General features: G+C 41.9%; 14 protein-coding genes. 3 read left to right on the forward strand and 11 right to left on the reverse strand.

What is annotated here, in order from left to right:
- The first annotated feature begins 127 nt into the window (after window positions 1-127).
- A complete protein-coding gene (locus IHV12_RS23020) occupies window positions 128-214 on the forward strand; it encodes a putative holin-like toxin (protein WP_225218726.1) in 87 nt (28 codons plus the stop codon).
- 134 nt (window positions 215-348) lie between these two features.
- On the opposite strand, the gene eno is transcribed toward IHV12_RS23020, so the two are convergent.
- From eno to cspD, 10 genes are all read right to left on the reverse strand, one after another.
- Complete coding sequence (gene eno / locus IHV12_RS02945) at window positions 349-1,641, reverse strand: phosphopyruvate hydratase (RefSeq protein WP_137791699.1); 1,293 nt, start codon at window positions 1,639-1,641, stop codon at window positions 349-351.
- Between the two features lie 95 nt (window positions 1,642-1,736).
- The gene (gene gpmI, locus IHV12_RS02950; RefSeq protein ID WP_197189749.1) at window positions 1,737-3,269 is read right to left on the reverse strand and encodes a 2,3-bisphosphoglycerate-independent phosphoglycerate mutase; all 1,533 of its coding nucleotides are present in this window, start codon (window positions 3,267-3,269) and stop codon (window positions 1,737-1,739) included.
- Window positions 3,266-4,024 carry a triose-phosphate isomerase gene (gene tpiA / locus IHV12_RS02955; RefSeq protein ID WP_197189750.1) on the reverse strand — a complete coding sequence of 253 codons (759 nt, stop codon included), beginning with the start codon at window positions 4,022-4,024 and terminating at the stop codon, window positions 3,266-3,268. Before tpiA ends, gpmI begins: the two co-directional genes overlap by 4 nt.
- A 5-nt stretch (window positions 4,025-4,029) precedes the next feature.
- A complete protein-coding gene (locus IHV12_RS02960; protein WP_197189751.1) occupies window positions 4,030-4,200 on the reverse strand; it encodes a hypothetical protein in 171 nt (56 codons plus the stop codon).
- Between the two features lie 40 nt (window positions 4,201-4,240).
- Window positions 4,241-5,425, reverse strand: a complete 1,185-nt coding sequence (locus IHV12_RS02965) for a phosphoglycerate kinase (RefSeq protein ID WP_197189752.1) — start codon at window positions 5,423-5,425, stop codon at window positions 4,241-4,243.
- Between the two features lie 128 nt (window positions 5,426-5,553).
- Entirely contained in the window at window positions 5,554-6,561 is a 1,008-nt protein-coding gene (gap, locus tag IHV12_RS02970) for a type I glyceraldehyde-3-phosphate dehydrogenase (RefSeq protein WP_066397583.1), read from the reverse strand.
- Between the two features lie 81 nt (window positions 6,562-6,642).
- Entirely contained in the window at window positions 6,643-7,665 is a 1,023-nt protein-coding gene (locus tag IHV12_RS02975) for a sugar-binding transcriptional regulator (protein ID WP_197129355.1), read from the reverse strand.
- A gap of 285 nt (window positions 7,666-7,950) precedes the next feature.
- On the reverse strand, window positions 7,951-8,196 hold the full coding sequence (locus IHV12_RS02980; protein ID WP_197129352.1) for a glutaredoxin family protein: 246 nt from the start codon (window positions 8,194-8,196) through the stop codon (window positions 7,951-7,953).
- Window positions 8,197-8,395: 199 nt separating this feature from the next.
- Window positions 8,396-9,721, reverse strand: a complete 1,326-nt coding sequence (gene rpoN / locus IHV12_RS02985) for an RNA polymerase factor sigma-54 (protein WP_197189753.1) — start codon at window positions 9,719-9,721, stop codon at window positions 8,396-8,398.
- Between the two features lie 224 nt (window positions 9,722-9,945).
- Window positions 9,946-10,146 carry a cold-shock protein CspD gene (cspD, locus tag IHV12_RS02990; RefSeq protein ID WP_066245685.1) on the reverse strand — a complete coding sequence of 67 codons (201 nt, stop codon included), beginning with the start codon at window positions 10,144-10,146 and terminating at the stop codon, window positions 9,946-9,948.
- Between the two features lie 335 nt (window positions 10,147-10,481).
- Between cspD and yvfG the strand changes: the two genes are divergently transcribed.
- A complete protein-coding gene (gene yvfG, locus IHV12_RS02995) occupies window positions 10,482-10,697 on the forward strand; it encodes a protein YvfG (protein WP_066245683.1) in 216 nt (71 codons plus the stop codon).
- A gap of 218 nt (window positions 10,698-10,915) precedes the next feature.
- A complete protein-coding gene (clpP, locus tag IHV12_RS03000; protein WP_137791692.1) occupies window positions 10,916-11,518 on the forward strand; it encodes an ATP-dependent Clp endopeptidase proteolytic subunit ClpP in 603 nt (200 codons plus the stop codon).
- A 54-nt stretch (window positions 11,519-11,572) separates the two neighbouring features.
- Here clpP and IHV12_RS03005 read toward each other — a convergent pair whose 3' ends face one another.
- Window positions 11,573-12,550, reverse strand: a complete 978-nt coding sequence (locus IHV12_RS03005; RefSeq protein ID WP_197189754.1) for a zinc-binding dehydrogenase — start codon at window positions 12,548-12,550, stop codon at window positions 11,573-11,575.
- Window positions 12,551-12,690: the final 140 nt, after the last annotated feature.

A 12,690-nucleotide genomic window follows, 5' to 3' on the forward strand; every position in this document is an offset into this window, starting at 1 on the left:
TTAAGTAATTAATTCTGAAATCGTTTAAGCCAGAAAGACAAGCCTTATTACCTATCTTTCTCTTTTAGGGTATAGGACAACCCTGCTTTTACGAATCTTAAGGGTAACACGATTGGAGGGATCAAAGATGACTGTTTTTGAAACGATGTCGCTCATGATCAGTTTCTCAATGCTCATTGTCACTATCCTTCATTCTAACAATCGCTCTCGATAAGCAGCAGAGTATGCTTTACCCGTTTAAAAATGAAGACAGCCCCCGAATCAGCACTTCTAGTGCTTGATCCGGGGGCTTGTCTTTTTCACAAAGACAAAATGGCGAGTTTGTCTTTGTTTGGGGTCAGACCCCAATTATTTTTTAAGGTTGTAGAATGCGTTCATTCCTGGGTATACAGCAAGGTTGCCTAGCTCGTCTTCGATGCGAAGAAGTTGGTTGTACTTCGCAACACGGTCTGTACGTGAAGGAGCACCTGTTTTGATTTGTCCAGCGTTTGTCGCAACAGCGATGTCAGCGATTGTGCTGTCTTCTGATTCACCTGAACGGTGAGAGATAACTGCTGTGTAACCAGCACGTTTAGCCATTTCGATCGCGTCGAACGTTTCAGTCAACGTACCGATTTGGTTAACTTTGATAAGGATAGAATTACCGATTCCTTTTTCGATACCTTCAGAAAGCTTAGTTGTGTTTGTTACGAACAAGTCGTCACCAACAAGCTGTACGCGGTCACCGATACGCTCTGTTAATAACTTGAAACCATCCCAGTCGTTCTCGTCAAGACCGTCTTCGATTGAAACGATCGGATATTTGTTAGCAAGATCTTCGTAGAATGCAACCATTTCTTCAGAAGTCTTAACAACACCTTCACCTGAAAGGTGGTATTTTCCGTCTTCTTTGTTGAACAATTCAGAAGCAGCAACGTCCATTGCAAGGCGAACTTCTTCACCTGGCTTGTAACCAGCTTTTTCGATCGCTTCCATAATTGTTTGAAGAGCTTCTTCGTTCGAACCAAGGTTTGGAGCGAATCCACCTTCGTCACCTACAGCTGTGTTCAAGCCTTTTTCTTTAAGAACTGCTTTTAAGCTGTGGAAGATTTCAGTACCCATGCGAAGTGCTTCTGGGAAGCTTTCAGCACCAACAGGCATTACCATGAATTCTTGAATGTCTACGTTATTATCCGCATGCTCTCCACCGTTTAAGATGTTCATCATAGGAACTGGAAGAGTTTTTGAGTTGAATCCTCCAAGGTACATGTAAAGAGGTACGTTTAAGAAATCAGCAGCAGCATGTGCAACAGCCATGGAAACACCAAGGATTGCGTTAGCGCCTAGCTTACCTTTGTTTTCAGTACCATCAAGCTCGATCAACGTTTGGTCGATTCCAACTTGGTCAAGTACATCAAAACCGATAAGTTCTGGAGCGATGTTTTCGTTTACGTTGTTTACAGCGTTCATAACACCTTTTCCAAGGTAACGCTCTTTGTCGCCATCACGAAGCTCAACTGCTTCGTATTCACCTGTAGAAGCACCAGATGGAACGATTGCGCGTCCAAAAGCACCTGATTCTGTGTAAACTTCTACTTCAACTGTTGGATTACCGCGAGAGTCTAGAACTTCGCGAGCATAAATTTCAATAATAGCTGACATATTTGTCTCTCCTTTTTAAAAGAAAATGTAATTTGAGAATAAGGTATTTCGAGCACTATGCACAAGAGGCTCTGTACATATTCCGTAAAATAAACTTATTTAATTAATGATTTACCTGTCATTTCTTTTGGTTGTTCTCCACCTAAAAGGTTTAAAACTGTTGGTGCAAGATCGGCCAAGATTCCGTCTTGACGCAGTTTCAATCCTTCTTGTGTCACAATTACAGGAACAGGATTTGTTGTATGAGCTGTCATCGGATTGCCTTCCATCGTAATCACTTCATCAGCATTACCATGGTCAGCTGTAATGATCGCTGCTCCTCCTTTTGCAAGGATCGCATCGACCACTTTCCCTAAACACTCATCCACTGTTTCAACCGCTTTAATCGTAGGCTCAAGCATACCTGAGTGACCTACCATATCAGGGTTGGCAAAGTTTAAGATGATCGCATCGTGCTTATCTGCTTCAATCTCTCCTACAAGCGCATCCGTAACTTCATAAGCACTCATCTCAGGCTTTAAATCGTACGTTGCCACTTTAGGCGAGTCGATCAAGATACGCGTCTCACCAGGAAACTCTGCTTCACGTCCTCCACTAAAGAAGAACGTTACGTGTGGGTACTTTTCAGTTTCGGCAATACGAAGCTGTTTAAAGTTTTGTTGTGATAAAACTTCACCCAATGTGTTATCTAGGTTTGTAGGTTTGAACGCTACATTCCCATCCACTGTTTCACTGAAGTGTGTTAAACAGACGAAGTGAAGGTTTTTCGGAAACGCTTCTCCACGGTCAAATCCACGGAAATCTTCGTTCGTAAACACTTGAGAGATTTGGATTGCACGGTCAGGACGGAAGTTACAGAAGATGACTGCATCTCCATCTTGAACGGTCGCAACAGGCTCTCCGTTCTCTTGTTTTAAAACAGAAGGAAGAACGAATTCATCATGAACGCCATTGCTGTATGAATCTTCAACAACTTCAAATGGATCTTTGTAATCTGGTCCTTCACCATAAACCATAGCGCGGTATGATTTTTCAACTCGGTCCCAACGCTTATCACGGTCCATGGAATAGTAGCGGCCAGAAAGTGTTGCAATCTCACCAACACCGAGTTCATTCATCTTGTCCACTGTTCTTTGAATATAACCTTTAGCCGATTGCGGTGGTACATCACGCCCGTCCAAGAATCCGTGCAGATATACCTTTTCCACGTTCTGCTTTTTAGCTAGTTCTAATAGTGAAAGAATGTGTTCGATATGGCTGTGAATACCACCATCAGAAAGCAATCCAAAGATATGAAGTGCTTTACCGGTCTTTTTCACATGATCCATCGCATCAATAAACGTTTGATTTTCGTAAAAATCTCCTTCTTTGATCGATAGGTTCACGCGAGTCAAACTTTGGTAGACGATACGTCCTGCACCAATGTTTAAGTGACCCACTTCTGAGTTACCCATTTGACCTTCAGGAAGTCCAACGGCTTCCCCACTAGCTGTTAGTTGAGCGTGCGGATACGTTTCCCAGTAGCGGTCAAAGTTGGGCTTTTTCGCTTGTGCAACAGCATTACCTTTGTCTTCATTACGGCAAGCAAAACCGTCTAAGATGATTAAAGCTACTGGTTTTTTACTCATCGGCTAACGCCCTCCAGAAGCTGAAGGTAAGATTTTGGCTCAAGGCTAGCTCCGCCAACCAAAGCGCCATCAATATCAGACATATCCATTAATTCTTTAATGTTGTCAGGCTTAACACTGCCACCGTATTGAATACGAACTGCATCTGCAACATCTTGAGAGAATTGATCGGCTACAACACTGCGGATGTAAGCACATACTTCATTCGCATCTTCAGAAGATGCTGTTTTGCCTGTTCCAATTGCCCAAACTGGCTCATATGCGATTACCGTTTGTTTCATCTGCTCGTCTGTTAATCCAGATAAGCCTTTTTCAGTCTGTTCTTTTACAACGTCCTTCGTCTTGTCTGCTTCACGCTGTTCAAGCGTTTCACCCACACATACGATTGGAGTCAAACCATGTTTGAATGCAGCATGTGTCTTTTGGTTAACAAGCTCATCTGTTTCACTAAAAAGTTCACGACGCTCAGAATGTCCTAAGATCACATATTGAACGTTAAGATCTTTTAGCATAACAGGGCTGATTTCACCTGTGAACGCACCACTTTCTTCAAAGTGCATGTTTTGTGCACCGATCGCAAGTGGTGTACCTTCTGACTCGTCTGCTAAGCTGTCAAGGAACAAAGCAGGAGCACAGATTACAGAGTCTACAGTTTCAGCTGAAGGCACAAGACCTTTCACTTCTTCTACAAAACTGCGTGCCTCTGTTAAAGTTTTATTCATTTTCCAGTTACCTGCAATAATAGGTTTACGCATTCTTTTCACCTCTTAAAGAGTTTTATTGCTTTTACTTTTGTTGCAAGCTGTTGATTTCCGCTCCAGGTGCTTCGCTTTCCGCGGGGCAGGCGGTGAGCCACTTGCCGCTTTGCGCCACTAAGTGTCTCACCTGACCGCTTGTCCCGCAGGAGTCTCGCACCTTCCACTCCAATCAACTAATCATAGAGGTAAAAACACATTACCTCTTCTCGCTTTTTAACGATCGTTTAGTGCTACAACTCCTGGAAGCTCTTTACCTTCCATGAACTCAAGGGAAGCGCCGCCGCCTGTTGAGATGTGGCTCATCTTGTCAGCAAGACCAAACTTCTCAACCGCTGCAGCAGAATCTCCACCGCCGATAACGCTGTACGTGTCTTTTGCTTCTGCTAGTGCGTTTGCTACTGAACGAGTACCGTTTGCGAATGCGTCGATCTCAAACACACCCATCGGTCCGTTCCATATTACAAGCTTCGATTCTTTAATAACCTTTACGTACTTTTCGATTGTTTTTGTTCCGATATCAAGCCCTTCCCAATCAGATGGGATAGAATCGATCGCTACTACTTTCGTGTTAGCATCGTTCGAAAAGTCGTCAGCTACTAAAACATCCTCAGCAATCAGGAAGTTCACGCCTTTTTCTTTAGCTTTTTCCATGAAACCGCGAGCCGTTTCAATCTTATCTTCTTCTAAAAGAGACTTCCCTACATCATGGCCAAGCGCCTTAATGAATGTATACCCTAAACCACCGCCGATGATCAGGTTGTCTACTTTGTCTAATAGATTATCGATTACGTCAATCTTATCCTTAACTTTTGCACCACCGATGATGGCAGTGAAAGGACGGTCAGGATTCGATAGAGCTTTTCCTAGCACTTCAAGTTCTTTTTCCATCAACAAACCGGAAACAGCAGGAAGATGTTTCGCGATCCCTTCTGTTGAAGCGTGCGCTCTGTGAGCTGCTCCAAATGCATCGTTTACGTACACATCAGCGTGTGCAGCAAATTTTTGTGCTAATTCAGGATCGTTCTTCTCTTCTCCTGGGTAAAAACGAACGTTCTCAAGTAAGATCACGCCGCCTTCTTCTAGGTTAGCAACTGCCTTTTCAACTTCCTCGCCGTAAGCTTCATCCGTTTTTACAACTTCTTTACCAAGAAGCTCGCTTAAACGTTCTGCTACAGGAGTTAGACGAAGCTCTTCAACAACTTGTCCTTTTGGACGTCCTAAATGACTTGCTAAAAGAACTTTAGCGCCTTGCTCTGTTAAGTATTTGATGGTAGGAAGAGCAGCGTTGATACGCGTTTCATCCGTAATGTTTCCATCTTTCATTGGTACATTAAAATCAACACGGCAAAATACGACTTTGCCTTTTAAATCGATGTCACGAACACTTTTTTTGTTCATAAGTACATGCAGCCTCCTGACTAGTAAAAAGATTAAAGAAACGAAAATCCCCAGGTTTTACATGGGAAAGAGGAGTAGAAGCCTGTTTGAAACGACTTCTCCCCCTCCTTATTGTTCTTCTCTATCTATTAAAGTCCTTTTTTAGCGATATAGTCAATTAAATCTACAACGCGGCTTGAGTATCCAGTTTCGTTATCGTACCAAGATACAACTTTAACCATGTTTCCTTCCATAACCATCGTGGAAAGAGCATCGATTGTAGAAGAGTGAGTGTCGCCATTGTAGTCAGTAGATACAAGCGGCTCTTCAGAGTAGCCAAGGATTCCTTTAAGGTTGCCTTCAGCTTCAGCTTTAAGTGCTGCGTTTACTTCGTCAACAGTAACTTCTTTGTCAAGTTCAACAACTAAGTCAACTAGAGATACGTTTGGAGTTGGAACACGCATTGCCATACCGTTTAGCTTACCTTTAAGTTCAGGAAGCACTAGAGAAACTGCTTTAGCAGCACCAGTTGAAGTTGGAATGATGTTCTCAGCTGCCGCACGAGCACGACGAAGATCTTTATGTGGAAGATCTAGAATTTGCTGATCGTTTGTGTATGAGTGAACAGTTGTCATCATACCGCGCTTCACGCCGAATTTCTCGTGAAGAACTTTTGCGAATGGTGCAAGACAGTTCGTTGTACAAGATGCGTTAGAGATAACATCGTGGCTAGCTGCATCGTACTTGTCTTCGTTTACACCAAGAACTACAGTGATATCCTCATCAGAAGCAGGAGCAGAAATGATTACTTTTTTAGCGCCAGCTTCTAAGTGTTTAGCAGCGTCTGCACGCTTAGTGAAACGTCCAGTTGATTCAACAACTACTTCTACACCAAGGTCTCCCCAGCCAAGTTGTGCTGGATCGCGCTCAGCTAAAACTTTGATTTCTTTGCCATCTACAATAAGTGCATTTTCCTTAACTTCAACAGAACCAGCGAACTTGCCGTGTACTGTGTCATGCTTTAATAGGAAAGCAAGAGTGTCAGCATCTGTTAAGTCGTTTACAGCTACAACTTCTACCTCAGGGTTGTTGAATGCTGCGCGGAATACATTACGGCCAATACGACCGAAACCATTAATACCAATTTTTGTTGCCATGTAAAATGACCTCCTTGATTTAAGAGAGAATTTATTTTTTATATAAAGGGAAATCCCCTTAATAACGAATTGAAAATGAACTTACGAGCGTCCCAATAATTGTCGGGCAGCTCCTTCGTCCGTGATTAAAACCTTTTTCGGACCGTGTTTCATGAATGCTGCAATCGCATCGGATTTAGATGATCCGCCTGCTACAGCCATGATGAAATCACTATTCTGCAGCTCATCTAGCTGCAAGCCAATCGTGCGCACGCGGTGAACCACTTCACCCTGCTGATCAAAGTAATAGCCGAATGCTTCTGCAACAGCTTTTTCTTTCTCCAGCTTTTGTAGAACGGATGGATTTGAGTTTCGGCGTACTGCCATTGTTTTAGCATCGCCAATCCCGTGAAGCACTATACCAGCGGAGTGTATGAGCTCCATGACTTCTTTCACACCTGGCTCAGCCATCAAAGATAGATACGTTTCTTTACTCAACTGATCTGGTAGATGAAGAAGCCTGTATTCCCCATTGGCTTTTTGAGCCATCGTGGAACAAATGGTGTTCGCTTGGTTCTCAACCTTTTCACCAAGTCCGCCTCGGGCAGGAACAAACAATAACTGTTGTCCCTTTTGTATAGGTGACATCATCTCTGCTACTGAAGCGAGTGTTGTTCCACCCGTTACAGCGATAACGTTCTTCGCTGATAGCTGACGCTTCAATCGGTCTGCTGCAGCCTTACCCATATCATTTTTTACCCACACATCTTGATCACTATCACCTGGTACTACGATGACTTCTGACAGATTTAACATTTCCTTAAGTTTTGATTCTAAAACATGCAAACCAGACAATTCTTTCATCATCTCAGAAAGCTCTAGTAAAATATCATGTCCCTCTGATGTTAATGACATGCCAGCGGTCTGAATGTTTAGAAGTCCTTGATCTTTTAGAAACGAAACTTCTGAGCGCAGTACACGTTCTGTCAGGTTCAAGGTTGATGCTAAACTTCTTCTTCCAATAGGTTCATGAATTCTCACCACGTTTAAAACGTTGTATCGCTTTCGCATCGTTTCTAGAAGATCTGGCAGCAACTTCTTTTGTATCTCTATAAGTTTTTTCATTGCACATTTCTCCTGATTCAATGAGATGAACGATTAAGCTCTCTGGAATTTTTTGATGGCAAACCCTGTTGGACTTTTTATGTCCCGGCTAGTCATTTTTTGTCCCATTAGCTTAAGAAAATAACTTGGTTTGACCCAAGTCCCAATATTACCTATTGTAGATTACCCTGAAAGTGATCTTTTAAAACGTGCCAGACTTCACTTTTTGTCATAAAAGTGTCGAATTCCTCTCTGGCAAGTTTATATTATCAAATAGTCTCACTACATTTCAACAACTTTTACTTATTAAAAATTAGTAAGCGCTTTCTTTACTTTACTTTCCGAGATCATTCCGTAGTCGATTTCTTTCCCTTCGACTTCAATAACAGGAATCATCAGTCCGTATTTTTCAAGAAGGAGATCATCTTGATAGATGTCGATCGATTCTATGGTGAACGAGATCTCCTGCTGCAGCTTCTGTAATAGTTTATGTGCCTCATCACAAAGTGGACAATGTATTTTCGTATAAAGTATGACTTTTTTTTCACCCATTTTTAGTGCTCCTTCATTTTTTATTAGGCTGTTTTGTATTCATCGTTGATTTTAAAAGCAGTTGATTTCCGTTGCTGATGCCCGCTTTCCACGGGTAACCAGTGAGCCACACCCGTACGTTATGTATCAGTGTCTCACCTTTCTAGTGGCATTGGCTAGCCAAACAAAAAGGACTTCTCCGTGAGGAAAAGACCTTAGTTTAAGAGGTATACCGTTTCCGTTTTGAAGAAGATGGTATGTTTAATTCTTCCCGATATTTCGCAACCGTTCTTCGGGATATCGAGAGACCGCTGTTCTTTTCTAAAAGAGAGGCAAGTATCTGGTCTGATAAAGGTTTGGTTTTATCTTCGTTCTCTACCAATTTCTTAATTTCCGATTTGGCGGAAGTTGCAGAAACGCTGCCGCCATCTTGTGTAAAGATTTTAGCTGTAAAAAAGGATTTAAGCTCCACTGCACCTTTTGATGTTTGAATTACTTTATTTTTGACAGCTCGACTTACCGTGGATTCGTGTACCCCGATTTCGTCTGCCACTTCTTTTAAAGTGAGTGGTACCATATCCGATCGATCGAATGTTAAAAAATACTTCTCTTGTACTCTGACGATCTCATTTGTTATGTTAAGGAGCGTTTCTTTTCTTTGTTCTAGAGCCTTTTTCAACCAATTAAACTTTTGGAAAGAATCATCTAAAAATTTCGATGTTGCGTTTTTTCCGTTTAAGAGTGTGCCATAGCTTTCGTTCAACTTGAGCATTGGTGAGTATTGCTCGTTAACAGCAATGTGAAATTTTCCGTTCTCTTCTGTTACAGAGACATCTGGATATAAATACGCTTGATCGTTGGCAGGAGCGTATGCAGCGCCTGGTCGAGGATCAAGTGTTTGAAGAAAATCCGCCGCTGCTTCTACTTCTTGTGGTGTTACGTTTAAATGAGTTGATAGCCATTTCATCTTACGCTCTGCTAGCTGGTCTAAATACTGATCTACGATTATGTAGCTTATTGTATGTTCTTGATGTTGTTCTTGAAGTTGAAGCAACAGACACTCTCTTAGATCTCGTGCACCGATTCCAACAGGCTCTAACGTTTGAAGGAGCGAGATAAGCTCCTCACATTTTTCAACTGTTGTTTGAAACCGATGTGCCGTATCCTCAGCAGAGACGGTGAGATACCCGCTCTCGTCTACACTTAGCAGTAAGTATTGAAATATTCTTCGATCCTGTTCTTGGATCGGCAGAAGGATCGATTGTTTATAAAGGTAGTCGTACAAGGTTTCTTTCTCTATGATCAGATGCTCGAGTGGTTGCTGTGCATCTGAGCGGCCATTAACCCCATTTTTCCTCACGCTTTTCTTCAATGTCGTGAACATACCCTTTGGTTCTGCAATTTCAATAAGCGGATTCTCTAATGCCTGTTCTTGAAGATATGATGTCAGTTCATAACTGGGAACTTGTAAGATGGCAATGGCCTGGCGCAATTCAGTTGTCATGACAAGGTTCATGCTCTGTTGTTGAAACAAACCCATTTCCATTCTAAATCCCCCCTATTCCTTCATCATACTACAGATGTAAGCGCTATACATCCTACAAAATTTGGGGTCTGACCCCACACAAATACAAATCCTAGAAATTTGTATTTGTGAGGAAGACAGCTAGCTCTGCATACATACTAGATTAAAAAGACTTCTTAAGATCTTCAGCCAACAAAAAAATGCCAGTACCGCCCGAAGGCAGTCTGGCATTTTAAACTTTACTATTAAAGTTTTGTTACGTTAGCAGCTTGCGGTCCACGCTCGCCATCAACGATTTCGAAAGATACTTCTTGTCCTTCTTCAAGAGACTTGAAGCCTTCTGATTGAATCGCAGAAAAGTGAACGAATACGTCGTTTCCGCCTTCAACTTCGATGAAGCCGAAACCTTTCTCAGCGTTGAACCATTTTACTTTACCATTTTGCATGGGTGTTTCCTCCTTACAAACGCTATGTAAGCGTTTTAACTCTTTTAACCGACTTACTATGTAAATAAAAAGGCATAAAAAAATGCGCACTCATTTGAATAATTCTGAAGTGGATTTTAAGTGTTCCACTTCTTATTCAAAAAGTACGACCGCTTTAAATCCAAAAGATATTCACAACGTAAATGGTTGAATTAACTATAACATGCTAAAACTCAATTGTCAAAACAAGGGATACAATTTTTATTATCCTTTTGCACAGACATTAAGATAGGCTATGATAGATAAAGAACATGCACCTTTTAGAATGGGTTTTACGAATGAAGGAGGAACAACGAGTGAGCGAAGCATTTTCAGTCCCTTATTTTAAAGAGAATTTCCAGCAATACATAGAGCGCAATAAAGATGTTTTCACGAAGACTCATGCGATGAATGCCTACTACCGTTCGATCGTCGGCACTCTTATTAATGATAATCTTAACAAAAACAGTGAGATCGTACGTCGCATCCGCAACTTAGAAACCGCCTATATCGAGATTAAAAACGAAAACTAAAGCTTATTTTTCTCATTTAAGGGTATTGTTTTCACAAGTAGAGGTTTAAAATCCTGCATATAGCGGGCATTATGATGATAGCCCATACATAAGGTGTAAGAAGGATATTGAGCATTGCTGGCGAAATGAGTTACATACAGCATATCGTTTGACCTTGTTTGACCTTTTTTGTATGATGACAGTACAGTTTAACTTGAAAAAGGAGAAGGAGGATTTCCATGAACTTAATTCCAACAGTAATTGAACAAACGAACCGTGGGGAGCGCGCTTACGATATCTACTCCCGTCTATTAAAAGACCGTATTATTATGCTTGGCAGTGCGATCGACGATAATGTTTCAAACTCAATCGTAGCACAACTTCTATTCTTAGCTGCTGAAGATCCTGATAAAGACATCTCGTTATACATAAACAGCCCAGGTGGTTCGATCACAGCTGGTATGGCGATCTATGACACGATGAACTTCATCAAGCCGCACGTTTCCACGATCTGTATCGGTATGGCTGCATCTATGGGTGCCTTCTTGCTTGCTGCAGGGGAAAAAGGAAAGCGTTATGTGCTACCTAACTCTGAAGTTATGATTCACCAACCTCTTGGAGGAACACGTGGTCAAGCAAGTGATATCGAAATTCACGCTCGTCGTATCATCCAGATGCGCGAACAGTTGAACAAGATCCTTTCTGAAAAAACAGGTCAGCCGCTTGAAGTCATCGAGCGCGACACAGACCGTGATAACTTCTTGCTTGCAGAAGATGCGGTTAAATACGGATTGGTTGATAAACTAATCACATCTGTAGACAGCACAGATATTAAAAAATAAGTAAGGTAATAAAAAAACTGGACTGCAGATCTGCAGTCCAGTTTTTATTATGCGCTATATAACAGCAACGATCTTTCCTTTAACGTGTCTCTCAGAGAGTTTGATCAGTCCTGCCGGTACTTCTTCCAACGAGATTTTTTCAGAGATCATCGCGGAAATTTTCCCTTCGACGACAAGTTGTGCTAATTCTTCGTTCATGGTCGCTAAATCTTTTAAAGCTTTTATTGAATTTGAGAAATGAGCAGCTCCTAACGCGATTTCATGAAAAGAAAGAGCCTGACTGAAAGGCTTTACAGCCGAATAATCTGGGTTTCCTGCAATGAAAGCAATGCGTCCGTTAAAGGCGATGCTTTTTAATGATTCTGTGGCATTCTCACGGCTAACCGTGTCAAGGACCGCATCGACTCCAACTTCGCTCGTAAGTTCCATAACACGTGCATGAACGTCTTCTGTTTTATAAAAAATTACGTGATCGGCTCCAAGACTTTTTACATATTCCTTATTTTCAGGTGAACACGTTGTGATGATGGTAGCTCCAATTTGTCTAGCCAACTGGATTGCGAATCCACCGACACCACCAGCTCCACCGTGAATTAAGATGGTCTCCCCTTGTTGAAGGTTCATCTTTCTAAAAAGTGCTTGATACGCTGTCATCCCTGCACAAGGAAGAGCCGCTGCCTCTTCAAATGAAAGCTCATCAGGAATTCTAGCCAAAGAATGAGCCGTTGTCACAGCATACTCAGCAAAACCGCCATGTTTCATGAAATTCCCATGAAAGAATACACGATCTCCCTGTTTGAATTCAGAAACGTCTTCACCTGCTTCCTCAACAATCCCCGCTGCGTCAACACCAAGGATGTGAGGGTAGTTCCATGCTGGGTTTCCGTGAGTTGCCGTTTTATAGTCAACAGGATTAAGTCCAGCAGCCTTGATACGAATCAAGACTTCACCTGGTCCAGGAGTAGGCTTTTCCGTTTCCTGAACCTTCATCTCACGCCACATATTTTTGTCTTCAAGCATTAAAGCTTTCATCTATACTCGCCCCTTTGAGTTTGGAAATATGAAAAGAATATAAGGGACAGTATATCCATTTTCAGCTTTTGATAATAGCAATCTGCTCAGATGATGATTGTTTTACAGCTTTAGGAATCAATGGTTCGATGAGTTGATTA

It is taken from the genome of Fictibacillus sp. 7GRE50 (genome assembly GCF_015903875.1).
Classification (GTDB): domain Bacteria; phylum Bacillota; class Bacilli; order Bacillales; family Fictibacillaceae; genus Fictibacillus; species Fictibacillus phosphorivorans.

What these genes read in the sequence shown, in the direction of transcription:
- rpoN (WP_197189753.1), bottom strand. Translation starts at nt 9,721, where the DNA reads ATGGAAATGGGTTTGTTTCAACAACAGAGCATGAACCTTGTCATGACA.
- IHV12_RS02965 (WP_197189752.1), bottom strand. Translation starts at nt 5,425, where the DNA reads ATGAACAAAAAAAGTGTTCGTGACATCGATTTAAAAGGCAAAGTCGTA.
- IHV12_RS23020 (WP_225218726.1), top strand. Translation starts at nt 128, where the DNA reads ATGACTGTTTTTGAAACGATGTCGCTCATGATCAGTTTCTCAATGCTC.
- cspD (WP_066245685.1), bottom strand. Translation starts at nt 10,146, where the DNA reads ATGCAAAATGGTAAAGTAAAATGGTTCAACGCTGAGAAAGGTTTCGGC.
- eno (WP_137791699.1), bottom strand. Translation starts at nt 1,641, where the DNA reads ATGTCAGCTATTATTGAAATTTATGCTCGCGAAGTTCTAGACTCTCGC.
- clpP (WP_137791692.1), top strand. Translation starts at nt 10,916, where the DNA reads ATGAACTTAATTCCAACAGTAATTGAACAAACGAACCGTGGGGAGCGC.
- gpmI (WP_197189749.1), bottom strand. Translation starts at nt 3,269, where the DNA reads ATGAGTAAAAAACCAGTAGCTTTAATCATCTTAGACGGTTTTGCTTGC.
- IHV12_RS02980 (WP_197129352.1), bottom strand. Translation starts at nt 8,196, where the DNA reads ATGGGTGAAAAAAAAGTCATACTTTATACGAAAATACATTGTCCACTT.
- tpiA (WP_197189750.1), bottom strand. Translation starts at nt 4,024, where the DNA reads ATGCGTAAACCTATTATTGCAGGTAACTGGAAAATGAATAAAACTTTA.
- IHV12_RS03005 (WP_197189754.1), bottom strand. Translation starts at nt 12,550, where the DNA reads ATGAAAGCTTTAATGCTTGAAGACAAAAATATGTGGCGTGAGATGAAG.
- IHV12_RS02975 (WP_197129355.1), bottom strand. Translation starts at nt 7,665, where the DNA reads ATGAAAAAACTTATAGAGATACAAAAGAAGTTGCTGCCAGATCTTCTA.
- gap (WP_066397583.1), bottom strand. Translation starts at nt 6,561, where the DNA reads ATGGCAACAAAAATTGGTATTAATGGTTTCGGTCGTATTGGCCGTAAT.